This window comes from Pseudotabrizicola sp. L79 (genome assembly GCF_036553525.1).
GTDB lineage: Bacteria > Pseudomonadota > Alphaproteobacteria > Rhodobacterales > Rhodobacteraceae > Pseudotabrizicola.
In genome coordinates this window covers 538,474-563,697 of sequence record NZ_JAZHDA010000053.1, presented here as the reverse complement: position 1 = coordinate 563,697, position 25,224 = coordinate 538,474, and the positions used below count along the sequence as shown (strand labels likewise).

22 protein-coding genes are annotated in these 25,224 nt (G+C 61.1%); 10 read left to right on the top strand and 12 right to left on the bottom strand.

Going from position 1 to position 25,224, the window contains the following annotated elements; translation table 11 throughout:
• Window positions 1-30 precede the first annotated feature (30 nt).
• From V3C85_RS17660 to V3C85_RS17615, 10 genes are all read left to right on the top strand, one after another.
• Window positions 31-1,482 carry an aldehyde dehydrogenase family protein gene (locus tag V3C85_RS17660; RefSeq protein ID WP_331796755.1) on the top strand — a complete coding sequence of 484 codons (1,452 nt, stop codon included), beginning with the start codon at window positions 31-33 and terminating at the stop codon, window positions 1,480-1,482.
• The gene (locus V3C85_RS17655) at window positions 1,479-2,492 is read left to right on the top strand and encodes a membrane dipeptidase (RefSeq protein WP_331796753.1); all 1,014 of its coding nucleotides are present in this window, start codon (window positions 1,479-1,481) and stop codon (window positions 2,490-2,492) included. The genes V3C85_RS17660 and V3C85_RS17655 overlap by 4 nt, the downstream gene beginning before the upstream one ends.
• Window positions 2,493-2,531: 39 nt before the next feature.
• The gene (locus V3C85_RS17650; RefSeq protein WP_331796752.1) at window positions 2,532-4,076 is read left to right on the top strand and encodes a BCCT family transporter; all 1,545 of its coding nucleotides are present in this window, start codon (window positions 2,532-2,534) and stop codon (window positions 4,074-4,076) included.
• A 72-nt stretch (window positions 4,077-4,148) separates the two neighbouring features.
• Window positions 4,149-5,831: a hypothetical protein gene (locus V3C85_RS17645; RefSeq protein ID WP_331796751.1), complete on the top strand. Its 1,683-nt coding sequence runs from the start codon at window positions 4,149-4,151 to the stop codon at window positions 5,829-5,831.
• The gene (locus V3C85_RS17640) at window positions 5,828-6,550 is read left to right on the top strand and encodes a DUF3726 domain-containing protein (protein WP_331796750.1); all 723 of its coding nucleotides are present in this window, start codon (window positions 5,828-5,830) and stop codon (window positions 6,548-6,550) included. Before V3C85_RS17645 ends, V3C85_RS17640 begins: the two co-directional genes overlap by 4 nt.
• Window positions 6,551-6,568: 18 nt before the next feature.
• Window positions 6,569-6,928 carry a RidA family protein gene (locus tag V3C85_RS17635; protein WP_331796749.1) on the top strand — a complete coding sequence of 120 codons (360 nt, stop codon included), beginning with the start codon at window positions 6,569-6,571 and terminating at the stop codon, window positions 6,926-6,928.
• A gap of 277 nt (window positions 6,929-7,205) precedes the next feature.
• A complete protein-coding gene (locus tag V3C85_RS17630) occupies window positions 7,206-8,456 on the top strand; it encodes a sarcosine oxidase subunit beta family protein (protein ID WP_331796748.1) in 1,251 nt (416 codons plus the stop codon).
• Window positions 8,457-8,465: 9 nt separating this feature from the next.
• Window positions 8,466-8,750: a sarcosine oxidase subunit delta gene (locus V3C85_RS17625; RefSeq protein ID WP_331796747.1), complete on the top strand. Its 285-nt coding sequence runs from the start codon at window positions 8,466-8,468 to the stop codon at window positions 8,748-8,750.
• Entirely contained in the window at window positions 8,747-11,695 is a 2,949-nt protein-coding gene (locus tag V3C85_RS17620; protein ID WP_331796745.1) for a sarcosine oxidase subunit alpha family protein, read from the top strand. Before V3C85_RS17625 ends, V3C85_RS17620 begins: the two co-directional genes overlap by 4 nt.
• Entirely contained in the window at window positions 11,688-12,251 is a 564-nt protein-coding gene (locus V3C85_RS17615) for a sarcosine oxidase subunit gamma (RefSeq protein ID WP_331796743.1), read from the top strand. The genes V3C85_RS17620 and V3C85_RS17615 overlap by 8 nt, the downstream gene beginning before the upstream one ends.
• A gap of 20 nt (window positions 12,252-12,271) precedes the next feature.
• On the opposite strand, the gene V3C85_RS17610 is transcribed toward V3C85_RS17615, so the two are convergent.
• The 12 genes from V3C85_RS17610 to V3C85_RS17555 form a co-directional block, all read right to left on the bottom strand.
• Window positions 12,272-13,219 carry a GlxA family transcriptional regulator gene (locus V3C85_RS17610; RefSeq protein WP_331796742.1) on the bottom strand — a complete coding sequence of 316 codons (948 nt, stop codon included), beginning with the start codon at window positions 13,217-13,219 and terminating at the stop codon, window positions 12,272-12,274.
• A gap of 50 nt (window positions 13,220-13,269) precedes the next feature.
• Window positions 13,270-14,337, bottom strand: coding sequence for a heme-dependent oxidative N-demethylase family protein (locus V3C85_RS17605; protein WP_331796740.1), 1,068 nt, complete (start codon window positions 14,335-14,337; stop codon window positions 13,270-13,272).
• Between the two features lie 10 nt (window positions 14,338-14,347).
• Window positions 14,348-15,310, bottom strand: a complete 963-nt coding sequence (locus tag V3C85_RS17600) for a PDR/VanB family oxidoreductase (RefSeq protein WP_331796739.1) — start codon at window positions 15,308-15,310, stop codon at window positions 14,348-14,350.
• Window positions 15,307-15,924, bottom strand: a complete 618-nt coding sequence (locus V3C85_RS17595) for a dimethylamine monooxygenase subunit DmmA family protein (protein ID WP_331796738.1) — start codon at window positions 15,922-15,924, stop codon at window positions 15,307-15,309. The genes V3C85_RS17600 and V3C85_RS17595 overlap by 4 nt, the downstream gene beginning before the upstream one ends.
• Window positions 15,925-15,998: 74 nt before the next feature.
• A complete protein-coding gene (locus V3C85_RS17590; protein ID WP_331796737.1) occupies window positions 15,999-17,138 on the bottom strand; it encodes an aminomethyltransferase family protein in 1,140 nt (379 codons plus the stop codon).
• Window positions 17,139-17,432: 294 nt separating this feature from the next.
• Window positions 17,433-17,597, bottom strand: a complete 165-nt coding sequence (locus V3C85_RS17585; protein WP_331796736.1) for a hypothetical protein — start codon at window positions 17,595-17,597, stop codon at window positions 17,433-17,435.
• Window positions 17,598-17,619: 22 nt separating this feature from the next.
• Window positions 17,620-19,008, bottom strand: coding sequence for an ammonium transporter (locus V3C85_RS17580; protein ID WP_331796735.1), 1,389 nt, complete (start codon window positions 19,006-19,008; stop codon window positions 17,620-17,622).
• Window positions 19,009-19,275: 267 nt separating this feature from the next.
• Complete coding sequence (locus V3C85_RS17575) at window positions 19,276-20,619, bottom strand: NAD(P)/FAD-dependent oxidoreductase (protein ID WP_331796734.1); 1,344 nt, start codon at window positions 20,617-20,619, stop codon at window positions 19,276-19,278.
• A gap of 214 nt (window positions 20,620-20,833) precedes the next feature.
• Window positions 20,834-22,141: a type III glutamate--ammonia ligase gene (gene glnT, locus V3C85_RS17570; RefSeq protein ID WP_331796733.1), complete on the bottom strand. Its 1,308-nt coding sequence runs from the start codon at window positions 22,139-22,141 to the stop codon at window positions 20,834-20,836.
• Window positions 22,142-22,170: 29 nt separating this feature from the next.
• Complete coding sequence (locus V3C85_RS17565) at window positions 22,171-23,496, bottom strand: FMN-binding glutamate synthase family protein (RefSeq protein WP_331796732.1); 1,326 nt, start codon at window positions 23,494-23,496, stop codon at window positions 22,171-22,173.
• 9 nt (window positions 23,497-23,505) lie between these two features.
• Window positions 23,506-24,195: a GXGXG domain-containing protein gene (locus tag V3C85_RS17560; protein ID WP_331796731.1), complete on the bottom strand. Its 690-nt coding sequence runs from the start codon at window positions 24,193-24,195 to the stop codon at window positions 23,506-23,508.
• A gap of 3 nt (window positions 24,196-24,198) precedes the next feature.
• Complete coding sequence (locus V3C85_RS17555) at window positions 24,199-25,095, bottom strand: class II glutamine amidotransferase (RefSeq protein WP_331796730.1); 897 nt, start codon at window positions 25,093-25,095, stop codon at window positions 24,199-24,201.
• Between the last annotated feature and the right edge of the window lie 129 nt (window positions 25,096-25,224).

Below are 25,224 nucleotides of genomic sequence, written 5' to 3'. Positions count from 1 at the left end.
TCTAGGCCTGACGCAAAAGGAGCCGATACCATGACCCAGAACACACAGGTTTACATCAATGGCCAGTGGCGTGCAGGCGCGTCCGAGGTGGAAAACCGGAATCCTTCGGATGTGTCGGATCTGATCGGGATCTATGCGCAGGCCAGTGCCGCGCAACTGGACGAGGCGCTGGACGCCGCGGCGCGCGCCCAGAAGATCTGGTGGGCGGCGGGCATTCAGAAACGCCACGATGTTCTGATGGCAATCGGCACCGAGTTGATGGCGCGGGCCGAGGAGATCGGCCGCATCATCGCCCGCGAAGAAGGCAAACCCGCCGCCGAAGGCAAGGGCGAGGTCTATCGCGCCGGCCAGTTCTTCACCTATTTCGCAGCCGAAGCCTTGCGCAACCAAGGCGATCTGGCCGAGTCTGTGCGCCCCGGCATCGAAATTGACGTGCGGCGTGACCCTGTGGGCGTGGTGGCGATCATCAGCCCCTGGAATTTTCCGGTGGCAACGCCTGCGTGGAAAATCGCGCCTGCATTGGCCTTTGGCAATGCTGTGGTGTGGAAGCCCGCAAACCTGACGCCTGCCAGTGCTGTGGCGCTGACCGAGATCATCGCGCGGCAAGACATTCCGGCAGGCCTGTTCAACATGGTGTTGGGGTCGGGCCGTGATGTGGGGCAGCGTCTGGTGGAAAGCCCGCGCGTGCAGGCGATCAGCTTTACAGGCTCGGTGCCGGTGGGGCGTGGCATCGCGGCAGCGGCGGTGGCCAACATGACAAAGGTTCAGATGGAAATGGGGTCAAAGAACCCCATGCTGATCATGGATGACGCCGATCTTGATCTGGCGGTGGCCCATGCGGCAGGGGCGGCCTTTGGTGGCACGGGGCAGAAATGCACCGCTGCCAGCCGGTTGATCGTGCACGAAGCCGTGCATGACGCCTTTGTGGAAAAGCTGGTTGTGGCGGCCAATGCCTTCAAGGTTGGCCATGCGCTAGAGGCGGGCACCCAGCTTGGCCCGGTGGTCAGCGAAGGCCAGCTTGCCCAGAACCTTGCCTATATCGACAAGGGCCGCGCCGAAGGGGCGGAATTGCTGTGTGGCGGCACGCGGTTGGAACGGGCAACCGACGGGTATTTCATGGCCCCTGCCGTTTTTGCGCAGACGCGCAATGATATGGTGATCAACCGTGAAGAAATGTTCGCCCCCATCACCTGCGTGATCAAGGCCGGCAGCTATGGCGAGGCTTTGGCGTTGGCCAATGACAGTGCCTTTGGCCTGACGGCGGGCATCATGACGCGCAGTCTGTCGCGGGCCAGCCATTTCCGCGCCAATATGAATGCGGGCTGCGTGATGGTGAACCTGCCGACGGCAGGCACCGATTACCATGTGCCCTTTGGGGGGCGCGGTGCCAGCAGCTTTGGCCCGCGCGAACAGGGGCGTTATGCGGCAGAGTTCTACACTTCGGTCAAGACCGCCTATGTTGCGGCGGGGGCGCCGGAATGACGCCGCTGATCGACGGGCTGCAATATGCCAACTGGTCGGAAAAGATCTTTCGCCAGATGCGCGCGGGGGGGGTGGATGCGGTTCATGTGACCATCACCTACCATGAGACGTTTCGCGAAACCGTCTTGGAGATCGAGGCCTGGAACCGCTGGTTTGAGCGCTTTCCCGAGCTGATCTTTCAGGGCCGCACTGCGGCGGATGTGCAGCGGGCGCGCGATACAGGCCGCACCGCGATTTTCTTCGGTTCACAGAACCCCAGTTGCATCGAGGATGACATCGGGCTGGTCGAGGTGCTGCACACCCTTGGCCTGCGGTTCATGCAGCTGACTTATAACAACCAGTCGCTGCTGGCCTCGGGCTGTTATGAAGCCACCGACAGCGGCCTGACCCGCATGGGCCGCGCTGTGGTGGCCGAGATGAACCGCGTTGGCATGGTGGTTGACATGAGCCATTCGGGCGAGCGGTCAACCCGCGATGCCATCGAGCATTCCAGCCGCCCGATCACCATCAGCCATGCCAATCCGCACAGTTGGCATCCCGCCCTGCGCAACAAATCGGATGATCTGTTGCGGGCTTTGGGGGCGTCGGGTGGGTTTCTGGGGCTGTCGGTCTATCCGCATCACCTGAAAAACGGCAGCTCCTGTTCGTTGCAAGACTGGTGCGACATGGTGGCCCGCGCGGTTGATCTGGTCGGCCCGGCCCAAGTGGGGATTGGCAGCGATCTGTGTCAGGACCAACCCGACAGCATCGTGGAATGGATGCGGTCGGGCCGTTGGACCAAAACGGTGGATTACGGCGAAGGCAGCGCCGACGCGCCCGGTTTTCCGCCGATGCCTGGCTGGTTCAACGACAACTGCGATTTCGGCGGCATCCGGGCCGGGCTGACCGCCTCGGGGATGGATGCGGCCACCATCGACGGGGTGATGGGCGCCAACTGGATGCGTTTTTTCGACATTAGCTTTGGCCCGCAGCAAGCGCGCGATGGCCACAGATTTCATGCCGCAGGCTAGGGCCAGCGGTTGCGCAACATCGTTCGGGGAGGAACGGGCATGACGGATTTCACACTGACGGGAGGCAGGGGGATGCTTGGCAATGTCAACAAACCGCTGTTCGCGCTGACGGGGGGCTTTATCCTTCTGTTTTGCCTGTATGCGCTGGTTGATATCGATGGGCTGTCGGCGCTGGTTGATGCAGGCTTTGCCTTTTCGGCCCGCTACTTTGGCCTTTACTGGCAGATTTTGCTGCTGGCCACTTTTCTGATCGGTCTGGTTCTGTGCCTTTTGCCGGGTGGGCGGTCGGTGATGGGTGGGCTAGCCACGCCCGAATTCAAGACGTTCAACTGGGCGTCGATGATCATGTGTACCTTGTTGGCCGGTGGTGGTGTGTTCTGGGCGGCCGGAGAACCGATTGCCCATTTCCTGTCGACCCCGCCGCTGTTTGGTGATGCGCCTGCCGATATGCAGGCCCGTGCCAATATCGCCTTGGCGCAAAGCTTTCTGCACTGGGGCTTTCTGGCCTGGGCGATCCTTGGGTCGCTGACCACGGTGATGCTGATGCATTACCATTATGACAAAGGCCTGCCGCTGGCCCCGCGCACCTTGCTGTATCCGGTGTTCAAAGAGCGCGCGATTCACGGCCCGATCGGCCTGATTGCCGATGCCACCTGCATCATTGCCGTGGTGGCGGGCACCGTTGGCCCCATCGGGTTTTTGGGCCTGCAAATGTCTTATGGTCTGAACGCCTTGACGGGTATCCCCGACACCTTTGCCACACAGGCGGTCGTGATCATGGCGCTGGTCGCGCTGTATACCCTGTCGGCCATTTCGGGGCTGTCGCGTGGCATTCAGATGCTGTCCAGCCTGAACGTGCTGCTGGCCATCGCCCTTTTGGTCTTTTTGCTGGTGTTCGGCCCAACCTCGGCCATGCTGACCAGCTTTGTCGGCGGGATGGGTGTTTACTTTGAAAACTTCTTCCAGATGGCCATGTATCGCGGCGAGGCCGGGGTGTTTGGTGATCCGGGTTGGCTGGGCTGGTGGACCGTCTTCTTTTGGGGGTGGTTCATGGGGTATGGCCCGCTGATGGCGATCTTTATCGCCCGGGTCAGCCGGGGGCGGTCGATCCGTCAGATTGTTCTGATGTTGTCGATTGCCGCCCCGCTGATCACCAACTTCTGGTTTACCATCATCGGGGGGTCGGGCATTTCGTTTGAAATCGCCACACCCGGCGTGATCTCGGCCCCGTTCGAAGGGTTCAACCTGCCTGCCGCCCTGTTGGCGATCACCAATGCCATGCCATCAGGACTTTTGCTGTCGGTGCTGTTCTTGATCCTGACGATGATCTTTGTGGCAACCACCAGCGACTCGATGAGCTATGTGATCTCGGGGGCCATGACGGATGGCGAGCCTTCGGTCATCTTGCGTGCCTTTTGGGGGATCGCGATGGGGGTGATGGCGCTGATCCTGATTTCCACCGGGTCTGGCGGCATTGGCAAACTGCAAAGTTTTATTGTGGTCACGGCTGTGCCTGTCTCTATCATCTTGTTGCCCTCGCTGTGGGATGCGCTGCGCATCACCCTGATGCTGGGGCGCAAATAAGCAACCTTTGGGGGGCGGCTGACCCGCCCCCCAAGTGCGACAGACCATTGATGACTTTGCGAGGGGACGACAATGACCACCTGTGCAAACCTGAACCCGTTTCCAGATGCGGCCTGTTTTCGCCGCAGCCCAGACCAGGTGATGCGGCTGGATCGCATGGGGTCTGCCCATCCGACCCGGCTGTCTTTCCTGCGCCAGATGCTGGCCCGGATGCAGGCCGAACACTGGCAGTTTGACCGCCCCCTGTGGCAGGTGGATGCCAAGGGTGTGGGCCGGGCGGTTTATCGGGCCAAGGGCCCGCTGCGCAGTTACAGCCTTGTGGCCTTTGCCCATGATCTGCCTGATGAACTGCGGTCAGACCGGGTGATCGCAACCGCCTGGGATGCCACCTTTGCGCTGTTCGATGGGGAACCTGATGCTGCCGATCTTGATCGCCTTGCCGCCAACGTGCCGCTGCAAGAGGCAGGCCGGGTATCGCCGCGTGAACTGACGCTAAGTCGTGCCAATCGCTCGGTTCGGTTGTTTGCGCATGTGATCGACCGATTGTCGCAAGGCCTGCAACCCGACCCGGCCGAGGTGGCCGCCGTCGGTTATCTGATGCGCACCACGGCTGTTTATGGCACCGGCAAATTCGGGGCCGCCGACCGTGAGGCCATCGAAAACCGCGCCGAACTGGCCACCCCCTTTCAGGCCGAGATGCTGACCGTCTGGCTGATCCGTGCCTTTTGCGCCGATCTGGTCGATCACCTGGCCGCTGCCAAGGGCGGCAGTCGGTCCGTGCCCCTGGATGCCAGCACCCGCCGCAGCCTTGGGGTTGGCAATTCGACCGGATTGGGCATGGCCCCCTTTCTGGTGCGGCACCCGGTTTTGATGAACAACTGGATGATGGCCCGCGAAGAGGCGCTGGCCCGCGTGCGCGCCCAGACCCTGGCCCACGACACGGCGCTGGCGGGCCTGCACATGGCGGTGCAGGCGGCGCGCCAGAATGCGGCCCTTTGGCATTCACAGCATCCGATCCAGATTGGCAAACTGGCTGATCTGCGCCGTGATCTGGAAAAGATCAAGGACAAGCTGGCACTCTGGCCCGAGGCCGGTCAGGCCCATCCTTGGGATGCCCTGTGGCGCTGGGGCGAGGCCGCGCTGACGCTGGAGGGGCAAGAAGCGCTGTTGGCGTTGATGCTGGAACCGCATGGTGATCTGATTGACGGGCTGGGCGAGTGCATGGCGGCAGATGAGCCGGCAAACCAGCGGATTGACGGGGCCATGACCATCGGCACCCTGCGTGGTATCCTGGCCCAGCATTACGATTGGGCGCTGGGCATTGATTTTGACAACCCCGCCAATACGGCGCGGTTCTGGTATGTGTCCGAAGAAAAGCTGGAACCCCGTCTGGGCGACCGGCATCACGAAGATGGTGCCGCACTTGAGCAGCCCCTGTGCATCGCCCGTCTGGCCAAAGAGCTGCACGCCGCGCTTGCCACGGAAGATGACGCGCAGCCTGTCGCCAGCTTTCTGTTGCGCCATCCCGAGCACCGCTATGCCCTGCGGCGCGCCCAGATTGCCGCCCGTCATCCCTTTGCCGAGGTGCGCGACAACCTGATCGGGGCCGAAATCCTGCCGATTGATCTGATGCGCTGCAAGCTGGCGTTCTTTGGGGCCAGCCGCTTTGACCCCCGGTCAGACAAATGGGTGCGGATCAGCCTGTTTCAGGATTTGCCCTATCCGCATGAACTGACGGCCGGGGTGGCATCATGACCCTGCCCGAAGCCCATGATCCGACGGCTTCGGCCACCACTTACGCCGCCTGTCCGGCAGATCTGACGCAGTTGTCGCGCAACGAGGTGGAAACCCTGTGCCTGAAGGCCGCGCGCGGTGCCGGCCTGAGTTGGGGATTGGCCGAGGAGGCGGGCTTTGCAATCGGATGGCTGACGGCCCAGGGCGTTGACGGGGCCACGGCCCTGCTGGCGCATCTGGCGGGGTGGGCCCCGGCGACGGGTGTGATTGATACCACCAACCGGCTTTGGCGCGCTGCGTCACATGATGGCCTGTGCCCCATTGCGGCGGGCGCGGCGCTGGAAGACCACGCCCAGCTTGATGCCGGCCCCTATCACGGCGGCATCGGCTTGCAGGCCCTGCGCCACCCGCTGCTGGTGCTGCCGTTCCTTGCCCGGATGGCCCAAGCATCGCAGTCAGCGCTGGCCTTTGGGTGGTCTGGGGGCACTGTGACGATCTTGCCGGGCAGGCCGATCGACCCAAAGGCGCTTTTGGCGCTGGGGCAGATTGCGCAAGATAATATCACCGTAGCCCCCGCTGCCGCCATCGCCCCGGTTGATCAGACTGCCACCAAAACCACGCCCTGTGCCGTGCCCGCCGCAACGCTGGCCGGGCTGAACGCCCTGTCGATGCGCACCACCGTGCCCGCGTCTGAACAGTCGCGGCGCGGGGCAGGTGGCACCACCAGCGACAATGACTAAGCGAACAAAGGACAAGACATGACCCTGACACGGATCGACCCGGGCCCCCGGATGAGCGAGGCTGTCATCATCGGTGACCTGATCTTTCTGGCCGGTCAGGTGCCGGATGATCTGACGGCAGACATCACGGTGCAAACCCAGCAGGTCTTGGCCAATATCGATGCCGTGTTGGCGCAGGCCGGGGCGTCAAAGGCCGATATCGGCTCGGTTCAGGTGTGGCTGGCCGATATGTCGGATTTTGCGGGCATGAATGCGGTGTGGGATGCATGGGTCGATCGCGCCAATCCGCCTGCCCGCGCCACCGGGGGCGTCGCACTTGCCCGTCCGGGGATGCGGGTGGAAATGATCGTCATCGCGCGCAATCCGCATTCGGGTTAAGGTCTTAGCGAACCCTCGGATTGCTCGTCAGTGCGGCGGGTGCGCTGTCGCCTGTCTTTGATTTTGCTCGCAATTGCCGTTGTCGTGGTCTGGCCGAGGATATCCTCCAAACAGCCCCCGCGGAACTTGAGCCCGTGCGATGCGGCATGGCGTTTCTATACTGGCCGATCACCTTTCATTCTGGCTGATGGCGGATTTCATTCAACCGATGGCGGAAACCAAACGGGTTTCGCGATCTGACCAGTCTAGGGTCTGCGCCAGAACAGGAGGGGCCGCCATGCGCTATTCGGGGTTTCGCGTCATTGCCGAGGCACTGACCGGGCATAAGGGGTGGAAGCCGATGTGGCGCAACCCCGCGCCGCAGCCAGAGTATGATTACATCATCATCGGTGGTGGCGGGCATGGCCTTGCCACGGCCTATTATCTGGCGAAAGAATTTGGCCAGGCGCGGATTGCGGTTCTGGAAAAGGGCTATCTGGGCGGCGGCAACGTGGGCCGCAACACCACGATCATCCGGTCGAACTATCTGCTGGATGGCAATGAGCCGTTCTACGAATTCTCGCTGAAGCTGTGGGAAGGGTTGGAACAGGATTTCAACTATAACGCCATGGTCAGCCAGCGCGGGATCATCAACCTGATCCACAGCGATGCACAACGCGATGCCTTAACGCGCCGGGGCAATGGCATGATCCTGAACGGGGCAGATGCCGAACTGCTGAGCCGTGATCAGGTGCGGGCGATGTATCCGTTCCTGAACTTTGACAACGCCCGGTTCCCGATCAAGGGCGCGCTGATGCAGCGCCGTGGCGGCACGGTGCGCCATGATGCCGTGGCTTGGGGCTATGCGCGTGGGGCCGATCTGCGCGGTGTCGATCTGATCCAGAACTGCGAAGTCACCGGCATGCGGATCGAGAATGGCCGGATCAAGGGGGTGGAAACCTCTCGTGGGTTCATCGGCGCCAAAAAGGTTGGCGTGGCGGTGGCTGGGTCGTCATCGAAGGTGATGGCCTTTGCGGGCATGCGCCTGCCCATTGAAAGCCATGTCTTGCAGGCCTTTGTCAGCGAGGGTCTGAAACCGGTGATTGATGGCGTGATGACCTTTGGGGCCGGGCATTTCTATGTCAGCCAGTCCGACAAGGGCGGTTTGGTCTTTGGGGGCGATATTGATGGCTATAATTCCTATGCGCAGCGCGGCAACCTGCCGGTGATCGAGGATGTGGCCGAAGGCGGCATGGCGTTGATGCCGATGATCGGCCGGGCGCGGCTGTTGCGCACTTGGGGCGGGATCATGGACATGTCGATGGACGGCTCGCCCATCATCGACAAGACGCAGGTTGACGGTCTCTATTTCAACGGGGGCTGGTGCTATGGCGGGTTCAAGGCAACCCCGGCCAGCGGCATGTGCTTTGCGCATCTTTTGGCCCGCGACACGCCGCATCCCACGGCCACGGCCTATCGGTTTGATCGGTTCCTCAAGGGGCTGATGATTGACGAAAAGGGCCAAGGCGCCCAACCGAACCTGCATTGAGGCACAAAGATGATCATCAACCACCCTCTTCTTGGCCCTCGGGACGCGCAGGAATTTGTCTATCTGGGCGATGCCAGCCTGATCAACCGCCCCGATGGGATGGTCGCCGGGATCGAGATCTTTCATGACTATCTCTACAATCGCGACAACCCCGCCGGCCTGCACCGCGAGCTTTGGTATCACGAACAAGGGGATCGGTCGTGGCTGGTGGTGACGCGCAACACCGTTACCCATGAAATCACCAAGGTTGAACTGGCCCGCGATGTCGCGCGGGCAGAGGGGCGCAGCAAATGACCCAGACGAACAGAATTTCGGGCGGTCAGATCGACCGTAGCCAGACGCTGAGCTTTACATTTGACGGCAAGGCCTATGCGGGCCATCCGGGCGATACGCTGGCCTCGGCCCTGTTGGCCAATGGTGTGCGGCTGATGGGGCGGTCGTTCAAATACCACCGCCCCCGCGGCCCGCTGTCGGCCGGATCCGAAGAGCCGAATGCGCTGGTCCATCTGCGTGCGGGCGCGCGGCAGGAGCCAAACACGCGGGCGACGGTGGCCGAGCTGTTTGACGGATTGCAGGCAACCAGCCAGAATGCCTGGCCCAGCCTGAAGATGGATGCGCTGGCCATCAATGACCGGTTGAACGCCTTTTTCACGGCGGGTTTCTACTACAAGACCTTCATGTGGCCAGCCGCCTTTTGGGAAAAGGTCTATGAGCCGATCATCCGCCGCGCGGCCGGTCTGGGGGCCCTGACCACCGAGGAAGACCCCGACGAATATGACAAAGCCTTTGCCCATTGCGATCTTCTGATCATTGGCGCGGGTCCGTCCGGGCTGATGGCGGCGCTGACGGCAGGGCGGGCTGGGGCGCGGGTCATTCTGGCGGATGAAGATTTCCGCATGGGCGGGCGGCTGAATGCCGAAACCCACGACATTGGCGCCCAGCCGGGTTCCGATTGGGCGGCAGGCGTGGTTGCCGAACTGGCGGCGCTGCCGAATGTGCGTCTGATGCCGCGCACCACGGTGGTCGGCGCCTTTGACCACGGCATCTATTCAGCGGTTGAACGGGTGTCAGACCACCTTGCCACCCCGCTGCCGGGCAAGCCGCGCCAAACCCTGTGGCGGATCTATACGCGCCGCGTGATCTTGGCCGCGGGCGCGATCGAGCGTCACATTGCCTTTGAAAACAATGACCGGCCGGGCATCATGCTGGCGGGGGCCTTGCGTGCCTTTGCCAACCGCTGGGGTGTGGCTGTGGGCGACAAGGTGGCCGTGTTCACCAACAATGACGATGGTCTGCGCACGGCGCGAGATCTGCAAGCCAAAGGCGTTGATGTGGTGGCGGTGATCGACCCCCGGCAGGGCGGGGCTGCGCTGCCCGGCATCCGGCATTTGCAGGGCGCCACGGTTGTTGACAGCGCCGGGCGTCTGGGGCTGACCTCGATCACGGTGCAGCGGGCCGATGGCCGCCGCGAAACCATTGCCTGCACGGCTTTGGGGGTGTCGGGGGGCTGGAACCCCAATGTCAGCATCACCTCGCACCATCGGTCGCGCCCGGTTTGGCGCGATGATATTGCGGCATTCGTGCCGGGTGCCGATGGGCCTGCCGGGCTGGTGGCCGTGGGGGCCGCCAATGGTGCCCTTTCCACCCAAGCTGCCCTGCACACGGGCGCATCGCAGGCCATGGCAGTGCTAGAGGCCATGGGCATCGCCGCCAAAGCCCCCGACCTGCCGCAGGCCGAGGATGCCGATCTGGCGATTTCGCCGCTGTGGCATGTGCCACAGGGCAAGGGCCGGGCGTGGATCGATCTGCAAAACGATGTGACGGTCAAGGATGTCAGGCTGGCGCATCAGGAAAACATGACCAGCGTCGAGCATCTGAAGCGCTATACCACCCTTGGCATGGCCACCGATCAAGGCAAGACCGGGAATGTGCTGGGTCTGGCCGTGATGGCAGAGTTGACAGGGCAATCCATCCCGGCCACGGGCACCACGATCTATCGCCCCCCCTATACGCCGGTGGCGATGGGGGCTTTGGCCGGGCGGTCGCGCGGCAAAGAGTTCAAGCCCTTTCGCCTGACACCCAGCCACAAATGGGCCACCGAACAAGGTGCGGTTTTCGTCGAGGTTGGCAACTGGCTGCGGACCCAATGGCTGCCCCAACCCGGCGAGACGACGTGGCGCCAAAGCGTTGACCGCGAGGTTCTGGCCACCCGTCAATCCGTTGGCATCTGCGATGTGACGACATTGGGCAAGATCGACATTCAGGGCACCGATGCCGGGGCCTTTCTGGACAAGGTTTATTGCAACACCTTCAGCACGTTGGCGGTGGGCAAGTGCCGTTACGGGCTGATGCTGCGCGAAGATGGCATGGTGTTTGACGATGGCACCACGGCGCGACTGGCCGAGCATGAATATGTGATGACCACCACCACGGCCAATGCTGTCACGGTGTTCCGCCATCTGGAATACTGCCGCCAGTGCCTGTGGCCGGATATGGATGTGCAGATCATCTCGACAACCGAGGCTTGGGCGCAATTCTCGGTGGCTGGCCCCAATGCCCGCAACCTGCTGCAAAAGCTTGTCGATCAAGACATTTCTGATGCGGCCTTTCCCTATATGGGGGCGGCAAACATCACGGTGCAGGGGCTGCGGGGGCGGTTGTTCCGCATCTCGTTCTCGGGCGAGCTGGCCTATGAAATTGCCGTGCCGGCCCGCTATGGCGATGCGCTGATCCGTAAACTGACCGAGGCCGGGGCCGAGTTTGACGCCGTGGTTTACGGCACCGAGGCGCTGGGCGTGATGCGGGTGGAAAAGGGGCATGTGGCGGGCGGCGAGCTGAACGGGCAGTCGTCGGCGCTGAACATGGGCCTTGGCAAGATGGTGTCCAAGAAGAAAGACAGCATCGGCATGGTGCTGAGCCAGCGCGAGGGGATGACCCGCGACGACGGTTATCGGCTGGTCGGCGTCAAGCCGGTTGACCCCAAGGCCAGCCTGTCGGCGGGCAGCCATTTCATGGAAATCGGCGCCCCGGTCGATCTGGCCAGCGATGGTGGCTGGCTGACCTCCAAGGTGTATTCCCCGCATCTGGGGTCTGACATCGCGCTGGGCTATCTTAAGGCGGGGGATCAGAAGATCGGGCGCAAGATGCGGGCCGTGAATTTTCTGACCAAGACAGATACCGAAGTTGAAATCGTAAGCCCGCATTTCTTTGACCCGAAAGGAGAGCGTCTTCGTGGCTGATACATGGAAAGCCCTGACCGCATTGGGGCACGACGCGGCGGAAACCACCCAGATCGGCCCCTTCAAGTTGGTCGAGCGGTGCGATGTGGCACTGGCCTCGCTGGCCATGCGGCGGGGGCAGGATGGCCCCTTTGCCGCCGCTGCCGCCAAGGCCGGGCTGCCCTTGCCCGCCGTGGCGCGGCATCAGACCGGCACGCCCTATTCAGCCTTTTGGGTCAGCCCCGAGATGTGGTTTGTCGAGGCTGATTTCGCCACTCACCAAGATGTCGCAGTCTTGCTGAAATCTCAGTTCGCCGATGCGGCGTCGATCACCGAACAGACCGATGCCTGGGTGCGGATTGATGTGGCCGGGCAGGGGCTGGAGCCGCTGTTCGCACGGCTGACAAATCTTGATCTGCCGATGCAGCCCGATGGCTATGCCAGCCGCACGGTGATCGAGCATCTGGGTGTGTATCTGGTCAAGCACCGGGCCGATCTTGTCACACTTTACGGCCCGCGATCTTCGGCGCAAAGCCTGTGGCATGCGCTGGAAATTACGGCCAAATCGGTGATCTGACAGAATGCTGCCTTGCCAGCCTACCTGGTCGGTTGCAGGCCCGAGGCAAGGCGGCGTTCATCCTGCGGGCTGACGCCGAACAATTCTTGATAGTGCCGGGCCATGGGGGCCGGGGCCAGATAGCCGACAGCCAAGGCAATCTCGCGCAGCGTGTCGTTGGAATAAAGCACCCTTTGCCGCGCCTTGGCCAGCCGCAGGTGGCGGTAATAGCGCAAGGGGCTTTGCCCGGTTTCGCGTTTGAACAACCGCTCAAAATGCCGGTCAGACATGGCAACAGCGGCGGCCACGTCGGGAATGCGCAACGGGTCTTCGATATGGGTGTCGAACAGCCTGATCGCCTCGCGGATGGCTGGCGAAAGCCTGTCGGCGGTGGCGGCTGTGCGGGCGACGGGCACCTTTTGGCTGGCGTCTTCATCGCGCACAAAGGGATGCTGGAACCAGCAGGCCACTTCGGTCATGCATTGGCGGCCAAGACGATCCTCGATCAGCCGCAGCATCAGGTCGAACACCGCCCCCGCGCCCGATGCCGTGATGCGCCGACGGTCGCGCAGGATCACCGCCTCGGACGGCATGACGTCTGGGAATTCCGCGCGAAAGGCCGCGTCATAGCACCAATGCACGGAACAATTTCGCCCCTCCATCAGGCCGGCGCGGGCCAAGGGGAAGATACCGCCCGAAAAGGCACCCAAGGTCATGCCGGTGCGGTCAAGCCATCGCAGGCGGGCCATGCTGTGGCGGGGGGCGCAGAATTCTGCCTTGGGCGGGGCGATCAGATACAGGTGATCCAGCCCATCGGCCGTATCCAGCGTCATGTCAGGTTCAAACCGCACGTCGGCAGAGGATCGGACGGGGGCTGGCATCTCGGCCACCAACCGCCATTCAAACTCTTTGCGGCCCGTGATTTCATTGGCTGCCCGCAAGGGTTCGATGGCCGATGTCAGGCAGGCCATCGGAAACCCCGGAAACATCAGAAACCCCAACCGAAGCGGGGGCGTCTTGGGCATGTCGGTGTGAAGGGTCACTCTTCTGGCCACCATCCGGGCGACGTTGGCGCCCCGTCATCGTATTGCGAAAGCCATTGCACCATCGCATCGCGGTTGCGCAAAAAGCCCTTGTAAGCCGCTAGATCGGGGTGAATGTCGCGCACCACACGATGCAAGCGGCGGCCCCATTTCGGCACGGTTACCAGTTCATCAAACTTGCCCAAATAGGCGCGGATGTCAAAGCAGATCGCATTCGACCGGGGCAGTCGATACAGCGTCTGCAATTCGACCCGCAGATGCATCATCTGGCCCATGTTCTCTTGCGTCAGGCCGGTGCGCATATGGCCCCATTCGGGATAGGTTTCCGGCGCGGTGTCCAACAGCGGATTCACCGTCATCGTCCAGTTAAACCGACGCACCGGCGCGCCGTGCTGCAACTTCAGCAAAAACTTCAGGGCGCGGTCGAAAATACCCTTTTCATGGGCCAAAGGCACGGGCGCGTGCCATTCGTGAAAGTTCATGCCGATGTCAAAATCAAGCGACCAGTCGGCCTGCGTTGTCACCATGCCTGCATCAATCCACAGGGTGCCTTCGCGTTCATCCTGCAAGGTAAAGTCACCTTGCGTTTGGCGCGTGATATATTCCATCGGGCCATAGGGCAGGGTGCTTTCGTCCAGAAAGGTGAACTTCTGATCAATGCCCAGGGGCCGGTTGATCCAGTGCCATTGATTGCCATCCTTGGTCAGCGAGAACCACTGTGGATATTCCCGCGCCTTGGTTTCCATGATCAGCTCAAGCAGATCCCAGCCTGCCAGAGTCATATGGGGTAGTGACTGGCAGCGCAGCGGGTCTTTGGCCAGAACCCGTGCCCGGTCGCGCATTTCGCTTAGGTAATGTTCGTCAATGTCAAAGGTCTTTTCAAAGACCGATCCTTTGCGCCCCGGCACATGCGGTTCCATATTGACCGAATACATATAATCGTCGCGGTCAAACGGGAATGGAAAGCGCAAGATCCCCGCGGGTGAATTGCGATAGGTGAAGTCATCCACATAGGTTTCGTCGCGGAAGAAGTCATCGAAGCCGTATTTGAAATCAAGGCTCATCGGGGTGCTCCTAGCGGTCAAGGACCAGCGTCTTGCCGGTGAACCGGCTGACGCAGGGCATGATCTTGCGGCCTGCGGCCTGTTCTTCGGGGGAAAGCCAATGGTCGCGGTGGTCGATCGTGCCGTCGATCTTCAGAACGTCGCATTCGCATTGCCCGCACGCCCCGCCCCGGCACAGATACGGCGCATCGACACCGGCGGCCTCCATCGCCTCAAGCAGCGATTGGGTGGCGCCAACGGCAATGGTCTTTTGCGATGCCGCCAGTTCGACGCTAAAGGGCGCACCAGTGGCGGGGGCGGTAAATTCCTCGGAATGCACGGCATGCGGGGGCCAGCCTGCGCTGGCGGCGGTGCTGTGAACCCAAGTGATCATGCCCTTGGGGCCGCAGACATAGACATGGGTGCCGATGGGTTGGCGGGCCAGAAGATCGGCCAGGGGCATCTGCTGGCCCAGATCGTCGAAATACAGGTTGACCCTGTCGCCATAGGCGGCCTTCAACGCAGGCCCATAGGCGCACAGCTCAGGGTTGCGCGTGGCATAGTGCAATTCGAACCGCCCGGCGAAGCGGGAAAGCTGATGCATCATCGCCAGAAACGGGGTGATGCCAATGCCCCCCGCCAACAGCAGATGCTTGCGGGCGCGGTTGTCCAACGCAAACAGGTTCGTCGGATGGCCCAGAACCATCTCGTCGCCGGGTTTGACGTGGTGGTGCAGATACAGCGATCCGCCACGCCCGGCGTCGTCGCGCCGCACCGAGATTTCATAGCCCGACCGATCTTCGGGGTCAGACATCAGCGAATAGGGATTCAGGCGGCGTGTGCCGTGATCGTCCATTTCCACCACGACATGCGCCCCGGCCGAAAAGGCAGGCAATTCCCCACCATCGCGGGCGACAAAGCGAAAGCGGGTGATCAGATCATTCACCTTGACCACTTCGGCCACGCGGACATTCAGCTTGGCACCACCGCTCATTTGAACCGCTCCACCGCCGGGGGGATCTGCCCCTTGTCCTCGGCGTCGATATTCACGCCCTGAAACGCGGCCAGCCGCCGCGAGTAATGGTCGCGCACGAACAGATGCAGGCCGCAATGGCTGCATTGGAACGGGTCGGTTTTCACGTTTTCCGTGATGCCCTTGCAATGCACGCATTGCACACGCCGGACGGTTGATCCGCGATGTTCCTTTTGAATATCAGCATGCGGAAAGCCAAGCGCCATCACATCGCGCTCGGCCTGTCCCATCAGGCCTTCGGTGCCGGTCAGATAGATTTGCGCGCCCATCGGCATATCTTGCAGCACCCGCGCCAACCGGAACAAAAGCGTCGGCAACGAGGCCGCCCGCTGCGCCTGTCGCGCGCCCAAAGCGGCGATCTGATCCCACTGGTCGGTGCCATTGGGACCAGCGGTGTAAAGGATATGTGCCGTGTCCAGCATCGCCTGCCGGTCTTTGGCCTTGGCGAACAGATCGGTGACAGCCTCGGCCCCTTCGCCATCCGCGACGATCAGATGCAGGGCGCCCGGTCGCGGCTCTAGCTGCCCATAGACCGGACGGCTTTTGATCGCGGGTGGAAATTCGGTCTTTGTCATCTCTTTCAGCACTTTGCCCCCTGATGGATTGCAATCGTCCCACCGGGCGCATGGCCCGGCGGGCGCTGGCGGCCTTAGCCCTTGGCCGAGCGGCGCTTTTTGTCGATGTCGTAAAACGGCAGCGAATGGGTTGTGGCCTTGATCGGGCCATGGGTGGCGCAGCGCACCTCAAGCGCGGTGCCGATATTGGCGCAATCGACCGGCAGGCGTGCGATGGCAATGGTCCAGTCGTTCAGCGGCGAATACATGGCTTGGGTGACCACACCTACCTTGGTGTCGCCGCGGAACACCGGGGCGCCGTTGCCGGGCACATTCTTGCCGTCCAGCCGCAGCCCCCAAATCTTGAACCGCTCTTTGCCTTTCAGGCGGTAATGCTCCTCCGCCCCGCGAAAGCCCGTTTTGCCGGGTGACACGGTGAAATCAAGGCCCAGTTCCCACAGCGTGTCGCCGGGGCCTTCATTCTCGAACGGATACATTTCCGAATTGTCAAAGGGATAGAACAGCAAATAGCTTTCCGTGCGCAGCATGTCCAAGGTGGTAAAGCGGCAGGGGATGATCCCCATGCTTGCACCCTCGGTCAGAATGCGATCCCAGATCAGGCCTGCATCTTGCGCACGGCAGAAAATCTCATACCCACGCTCTCCGGTATAACCCGTGCGCGACAGGGTGATCGGCTTGCCAAACAGGCTGGTCGGCATATGCGAGAAATAGGGCAGGGCGCGCACGCCGGGGATATGCTGTTCCAGAAAATCCACGGCCAAGGGGCCCTGCAACGACAGATCGTGCAGATTGTCATCAAACCGGATCGAGACATCGCGCCCGGTGGCCGCCATCGTCAGTTGCTCATGCCCCTGACCCGAGCCGTGGACGACCGTAAAGCTGTTGGGGCCCATGCGATAGATCACGCAGTCATCAATGAACTTGCCGGCATCGTTCAACATGCAGGCATAGACCGCCCGGCCCGGCATCAGCTTTTCCATGTTGCGGGTGGTGGCGCGTTCAATCACATGGCTGGCCGCGTGGCCGGTGATATGCACCTTTTTCAGGCCAGAGACATCCATCAACCCGGCCTTGGTGCGGATCGCCATATATTCCGCGTCTGGGTCACCCGTGGTGTACGACCAGGCTGTGCCCATGCCGGACCAATCTTCCAGATCAGATCCAAGCGCGCGATGGCGGTCGATCAGCGATGAAAAGCGCCACGAGTTGGTCATGCGGGGACTCCCTGAATTGATCTGGTTTTTCAAAACTGTGTTTGGGATTGGGTGGGATGGCAATAACCAAATGCAAAATACTTTCTTCACAGAAAACATTGCCCGAAAAATCCGCGGGAACTGATCAATCCTTTCGCGTTTTGGTCACCAGTCAGGCAGCGGGCCAACCGGGGCGGGCCATTGGGCCAAGGGGCCCGATCTGGGACGGGTCAAAAGGGCCAACCAAAAGGGCCCCGATCAGATCGGGGCCCTTGGTCACTGTGCCCCATGGGCCAGCGGTGGTGTGTCGCGTAGTTACCCCACGCGCTTGTAGGCCGCCTTTTCGTGCCGCTTGCCCGCCACAAGGGCCAGCACACACAGGACAGCCGATATGGCCAGCCAGATGGCTTCGCTGCCGGTGCCTGCGTAATAGGCCCCGTCAACGGCCGCCCAGTCAGAGATATTCGTTCCGATCAGCATGATATCCTCGCTTTCTTGGGTGTTATTCCGCAGGGCTGGTGGATGAGGTGCCGGGCATCAGGAATTCGGGATAGGCCGAAATCGGCACTTTCACCTTGTCGAGGCCGATGATCTCGGATTCTTTCGGCACCCGCAGCATCCCCAGTTTTTTCAGCACGAAGGACACGACATATCCGGGCACAAAGCCCAGGGCTGCCATGACCAGCGCCCCGATCACCTGACCATACAGCGTGATTGTCGGCGCGCCTTCTGACGCCAAGGCCGGATAGCCCGCGGCAAAGATGCCAACCGCAACAACGCCCCACAGGCCGACTACACCATGCAGCGCGACAGCGCCCACCGCATCGTCGATCTTCATCTTTTCGACAAATCCGGCAACCAACGGCATGATGATGCCCCCAATGGCCGCGATGACAAAGGCCATGGGCGGCCAATAAAGATCAAGCCCCGCCGCAACCGAGATGATCCCGCCAAGGGCACCCGACATCATCCAGAACGGATCATGCGTCATGACCCAAGCCGCGATTGCCCCTCCGGCAAAGCCCATCAGGATGTTGAACGTCATGGCGGACAGTGTGACGGGGGTGCCGTAGATTGTGGCGAAGATGCCTTGGCCCCATGACCAGGCTTCGCCCGGAAAGATCACGCAGCCCATCAAAAAGCCCCAGAACCCGGCGATGATCAGCATCAGACCCACCAGCGCCGAGGGCATCGAATGGCCCGAAATCGCATTGGCCGTGCCGTCAGGATTGAACTTGCCCACCCGGGCGCCAAGGTTGATCAGCACCCCAAGCGTGAAGAACCCGGCAATCGCATGCACCACGCCTGCCGCGCCAAAGTCGTGATAACCCAGTGTGGTGACCAGCCAGCCATCGGCATGCCACCCCCAGGCCGCGCCCAGAATCCAGACAAAACTGCCCAGAACGATGGCCAGAATGGTAAAGCCTACGATCTGGATGCGCTCGATCAGCGAGCCTGACATGATCGAGGCCGTGGTGGCAGCGAACATGGCAAAGGCGCCAAAGAACACCCCTGTTGCGCTGTCGGCGACATTCGGGCCCATGGCCGATCCGACAGGGCTGGCGGCCGCAATGGCATAATCAAGCCCCGAGATCCCGGCAGGCCCTGCCGACATGGTAAAGCCGGTGGGAAAGGCCCAATAGATGAACCAGCCCACATAGTAAAAGGTTGGAATGATGAAGGCAAAGGCCAGGATATTCTTGATCCCCGAGGCCAAGGCATTCTTGGCGCGTGAGGCGCCCATTTCGTAAGACAGGAACCCCGCGTGAATCAAAACCATCAGCGGGATGGTCAGCCAGTAGAAAGTCTCGGCCGCTGTGCGGTTCATCCCCGCTGTGGCATCTTTCAGGGCGGCCAACTCTGCGGCAAGGGCCGCGATTTGCTCTTCCATGATCGTCTCCCATGTTGGCATGGCTGACCGGCTTTGTCGTGGTGCAGCCTGCACCAAAAGTTCACCACGTCCGAACCGATGCGGGGGGTAAAAATTTTCACCAAGGGCGAATAATTTTAATCTTAAGGGCAATGTGCATGCCAATCCGCCAGAAGCTGCGGGGCAAAGGGGGCCTTGCCCATAATAGATGCACTGTGGAAACACCGATTGCCGCAAAAGCAAAAGGCCCCGGCGGACACCGGGGCCTTGGCACACTGAGTCTTGCGCCTAGTTCCTGAGATAGCTTTCCATGGAATCTTCCAGCGCGTCTTTCCACGGCGTGTGATGCACCGGGGCCATCGTGCCGGTGATCACCGATTTGTAGGCATGGTTGCGGAAACCCATGATGTCTGCCTTTTTGTGATCCTTCCATTCAAAAAAGGCGTCACAAGCGCCATCGACATCAAACGACGGGTAATCGGTCTCGGCGATCAGCTCTTTGACGTAATCGCCCTGATAGTGAATGGCATCATGCGCGTCTTGCCCCGCATCTTCGCCCGCGACACGATCCTCGACATCCTTCAGCATGGTCGCCTTGTCCGCGGGCAACTGAATGCGCCCCATGATGGCGTCACGCACCCACCAGGCCTGCGCGTCAAACATATTGAACGTGAACCACTGGTCCTGCATCCCGATGAAGAACAGCTTTGGGTTATGCACCCAAGCCACGCCTTTATACAGATCAGCCGTGGCAAGGCGGTTGGCAGTTTTCAGCCGCAGATCATCGGGCAGGAAGGGGAAGTGGTGCTTGTATCCCGTGCACAGGATAACCGCATCCACCTTTTTTGACGTGCCGTCTTTGAAATAGGCGGTTGTTTCGTCCATGTGGTCCAGCGCGGGCACTTCTTGCCAGTTGTCCGGCCAGTGAAAGCCCATCGGCGCATTGCGATAGGCGACGGTGATCGATTTTGCGCCATATTTCCAGCACTGGCTGCCAATGTCTTCGGCGGAATAAGAGCTGCCAAGGATCAGCAGATCCTTGCCGGCAAATTCGCGGGCATCGCGGAAATCATGGGCGTGCAGAACCCGGCCGTTGAATTTGTCAAAGCCCGGATATTCCGGCACATTCGGCACGCTGAAATGGCCCGAAGCGACGATGACATTGTCGAAATCTTCGTCATACATCCGGTCATTGACCAGATCATGCGCGGTGATGGTGAAATTGCCCGCGTCGGCATTGTATTTCACCATGCGGATCGTGGTGGAAAAGCGGATCCAGTCCCGCACACCTGCCTTCTTCACGCGGCCCTCGATATAGTCAAACAGCACGGCCCGCGGTGGATAGCTGGCAATCTGCTTGCCGAAATGCTCTTCAAACGAATAATCCGCGAATTCCAGCCCCTCTTTGGGACCGTTCGACCACAGATACCGATACATCGAACAATGCACGGGTTCGCCATGTTCATCCAGCCCGGTGCGCCAAGTGTAATTCCACAGCCCACCCCAGTTTGACTGCTTTTCAAAGCACACGACCTCGGGGATCTCGGCCCCCTTTTGCTTGGCTGACTGGAAGGCGCGCAGCTGGGCCAAACCGGATGGGCCCGCGCCGATCACGGCGACTTTCTTCTTCATGGGAACCTCTTGCTCTTGAATGTCATGGCGGCGGATTGCGCCCGCCCTGCGCAAAAGCCTAGGTGCCGAGTTGCCTTTGTGTCAAACCTTCTTCCTGTGAGTAAAATATTTTCCAGCGTGAACGCGTGAATTTCAAGCAGACATGCAAAAATAAAAGGCCCCAGACTGCCGAAGCATCCGGGGCCTTGCGTCTTTCGTGGGCAGCGTCAGGGGGTCAGATGTCCAATGTGGCTTGGGTTTCCCAGGTCGAGAAATGGGAACAATAATCGTTCCATTCCTTCAGCTTCAGCTTCAGAAAGGCTGCCGAGAATTCTGCGCCCATCATCGCCGTCAGGGTCGTGTCCTTTTCATATTCGCGCAAGGCATCCAGCAGGTTCAGCGGCAGTTTTGGCGCGTCTTTGACCATATGGCCCATCTGATACATGTCGATGTCATGGCGCGGTCCGGGGTCGGCCTTGCTGCGCACCCCGTCAAGGCCCGCCGCCAGAATCACGGCCTGCATCAGATAGGGATTTGCGGCCCCATCAGGCAGGCGCAACTCAAACCGGCCGGGGCCGGGAACGCGCACCATATGGGTGCGGTTGTTGCCCGTCCAGGTGACGGAATTGGGGGCCCATGTCGCGCCACTGCTGGTGCGCGGCGCATTGATCCGCTTATAGCTGTTGACGCTGGGGTTGCAGATCGCGGCCAGGGCGCTGGCATGTTTCATGATGCCGCCCAGAAAGTTGCGACCCTGATCCGAAAGACCCAATTCCTTGGTCTTGTCGGCAAAGGCATTGGTCTTGCCATCCAGCGACCAGACCGAAATATGGGCATGACAGCCCGATCCCGTCAGCCCTTTGAAGGGCTTGGGCATAAAGGTTGCCCGGAACCCGTGCTTTTCGGCCACCGATTTGACCATGAACTTGAAAAAGCTGTGCTTGTCAGCGGTTTGCAGAACATCGTCATATTTCCAGTTCATTTCGAACTGGCCGATCGCGTCTTCGTGGTCGTTCTGATAGGCCTCCCAGCCCAGTTCCAGCATGTAATCGCAGATTTCCGAGATCACATCATAGCGGCGCATCACGGCCTGCTGGTCATAGCAGGGCTTTTCCGCCGTGTCGTAGATGTCAGACGGGCCGGTGCCATCGGCGTTCAGAATAAAGAACTCTGGCTCGACCCCGGTCTTGACGCGCAACCCTTCCTTGGCGGCCTCGGCAATCAGCTTTTCCAGCACATTGCGCGGGGCTTGCCCGACCAGCTCGCCCTCCATCATGGCACGGGCCGCAACCCAGGCCACATCTTTCTTCCACGGCAGTTGAATCACACTGTCGGGGTCTGGCACCGCCATCAGATCAGGATGGGCGGGGGTCAGATCCAGCCAGGTTGCAAACCCGGCAAAACCTGCCCCGTCTTCGGCCATGTCGTTGATCGCCTGCGTGGGCACCAGTTTCGCCCGTTGGCCACCGAACAGATCGGTGTAAGAGATCATGAAATATTTGACGCCCTTTTCGGCGGCCCATTTGGCGAGGTCTTTTGACATCGTCGTGACTCCCTGTCGTTCTTGTTGTGTCAAAATCCGGTGCGACCGGGGATCCAGTTGGTGCCCGCAATCGGAACCCCCGCCATGGCGGCGGCTTCGATGGTCAGGGCGCACAGATCTTCGGGTTCCAGATTGTGCAGATGGTTCTTGCCGCAGGCACGGGCGATGGTCTGGGCCTCAAGCGTCATGACCTTGAGGTAATTCTTCAGCCGACGCCCCCCCAGAACCGGATCAAAGCGCTGAAACAGTTCCGGGTCTTGGGTGGTGATGCCCGCCGGATCGCGGCCTTCGTGCCAGTCGTCATAGGCATCGGCGGTGGTGCCAAGCTTCTGATACTCGGCCTCATAGACTGGGTCATTGTCGCCCAGGGCGATCAGGGCTGCCGTGCCGATGGCTACAGCATCGGCCCCCAGTGCCATGGCCTTGGCCACATCGGCCCCGGTGCGGATCCCACCCGACACGATCAGCTGCACCTTGCGGTGCATCCCCAGATCTTGCAGCGCTTTGACCGCCTGCGGGATGCAGGCAAGGATCGGCATCCCGACATGTTCAATGAAGACATCCTGCGTGGCCGCCGTGCCGCCCTGCATACCATCCAGCACCACCACATCGGCCCCGGCCTTGACCGCAAGGGCGGTGTCGTAATAGGGGCGTGCGCCGCCGATTTTCACATAGATCGGCTTTTCCCAATCGGTGATTTCGCGCAACTCCATGATCTTGATCTCAAGATCATCCGGCCCCGTCCAGTCGGGGTGGCGGCAGGCCGAGCGTTGGTCGATGCCCTTGGGCAGGTTGCGCATCTGGGCGACGCGGTCGCTGATCTTTTGGCCCAGCAGCATGCCGCCGCCACCCGGTTTGGCCCCCTGGCCCACCACAACCTCGATGGCGTCGGCGCGACGCAGATCATCGGGGTTCATGCCATAGCGGCTGGGAAGATACTGATACACCAGCGTTTTGGAATGCCCGCGCTCTTCCTCGGTCATGCCGCCATCGCCTGTGGTGGTCGAGGTGCCGGCCTCTGAAGCGCCACGGCCAAGCGCCTCTTTCGCCGGGCCAGACAGGGCACCGAAAGACATGCCGGCGATGGTGATCGGAATCTCAAGATGAATGGGCTTTTTTGCAAAGCGGGTGCCCAGCCAGACATCGGTCGAGCATTTCTCGCGATAGCCTTCCAGCGGGTAGCGGCTGATCGACGCGCCCAGGAACAACAGGTCATCGAAATGCGGCAGATGGCGCTTGGTGCCGCCACCACGAATGTCATAGATGCCCGAAGCCGCAGCGCGCCGGATTTCGGCATTGATCGCGGGCGTGAAGGTGGCCGAATAACGCGGCGGGGTTTTGGGGAAATCGGTCATTTTCTCGCCTCAATAGGCCGACGCATTGTCGATGTTGAAGTTGTAGAGTTTGCGGGCCGAGCCATAGCGCCTGAACTCTTCGGGCTTGGCCTTGCCATCTGCTTCGCCGCGTTTCAGCAGATCGGCCAACAGGGCCAGATGTTCGGGGCGCATCTCTTTTTCGATGCAGTCAGCCCCCAGCGATTTGACACTGCCGCGCACGAAAAGCCGCGCCTCATACAGGCTGTCGCCCAGCGCATCGCCAGCATCGCCCAAGACAACCATATTGCCCGATTGCGCCATGAAGCACGACATGTGTCCGATGTTGCCATGCACCACGATGTCGATGCCCTTCATCGAAATCCCGCAGCGGCTGGAGGCATTTCCCTTGATCACCAGCAACCCGCCCCGGCCCGTGGCCCCGGCATATTGGCTGGCGTCGCCGTCAATGATGACAGTGCCCGACATCATGTTTTCCGCGACGCCCGGGCCTGCACTGCCCTTGATGCGAATGGTGGCCTGTTTGTTCATGCCCGCGCAGTAATAGCCGGTTGAGCCGCGCACGGTGATGTCAACCGGCGCATCCACCCCGGCGGCGATGGCATGGGCGCCCTTGGGGTTGATCACCTCCCAGGCGGTCATGTTGGTCTGGCCTTTCAAGGCATGCAGCGAGGCGTTCAGGGCGCGCAGCCCCTCTTGTCCCAGATCGAATGTTTGCATGGCTCAACGCTCCCAGAAGTATACGGTGGCGGGCTCGGGTTCCCAAACGTGGGCCTGTTCGATGCCCGGCAGGTTGACCAGCGCGCGGTATTCGCTGCCAAAGGCAACATATTGGTCGGTTTCGGCCATCACGGCGGGCTTGCAGGCGATGGGGTCACGCACCACGCCAAAGCCGTTGCGGGTGCCCACGACAAAGGTGAAAAAGCCATCCAGATCGGTCAGCGTTGCCTCAAGCGCCGCCCCCAGCGTTTCGCCGGTTTGCAGTTTGTGGCTGATAAAGGCGGCGCCAACCTCGGTGTCGTTTTCCGTCTCAAAGGTCATGCCCAGCCGCTTCAACTCGCGCCGAACGCCATTGTGGTTTGACAAAGACCCGTTGTGAACAAGGCACTGATCCGACCCGGTTGAAAACGGATGCGCGCCCATGGTTGTCACGGCGCTTTCGGTCGCCATGCGGGTGTGGCCGATGCCATGGGTGCCGCCCATGCTGGCCACGTCGAACCGGGCGGCCACGTCCTTGGGCAGGCCGACTTCCTTGAAGATCTCGATGTTTTCGCCTGATGACATGATCTTGATGCCGGGCCGCAGGTGCAGCAGGGCCGAGCGGGCGGCCTCCAGTTGTGCCAAGGGCACGTCCAGAACGGCGTGGGTCGATTTGATCAGCATGGCAACCGGTGCGCCGATGGCCTCTTTCAGATCGCCGTCCAGATCTTTGAAGTCAGTTCCGGGATCGGCAGATTGCACCGTGATCTTGCCCAGCCCCTTTCCCGCTGACGAATAGATGGCGATCCCGGCCGAGTCGGGGCCACGGTCTGTCATGGTGATCAGCATGTCTGTCAGCATGGCCCCCAGTTGGGGCTCTAGTTTGGGGTCCTTCAAGAACAGCCCAACGATTCCGCACATGGATTCGTCTCCCTCCAAATTACCAGTTGACGCTAGCATCCGGCCTGCCGGGCCTCAACTCAGAAGAAACAAATTTCACCTTACGGGAAACTGTTGGCCGTATGTGATGATGAAATCGGCAGACTGGCT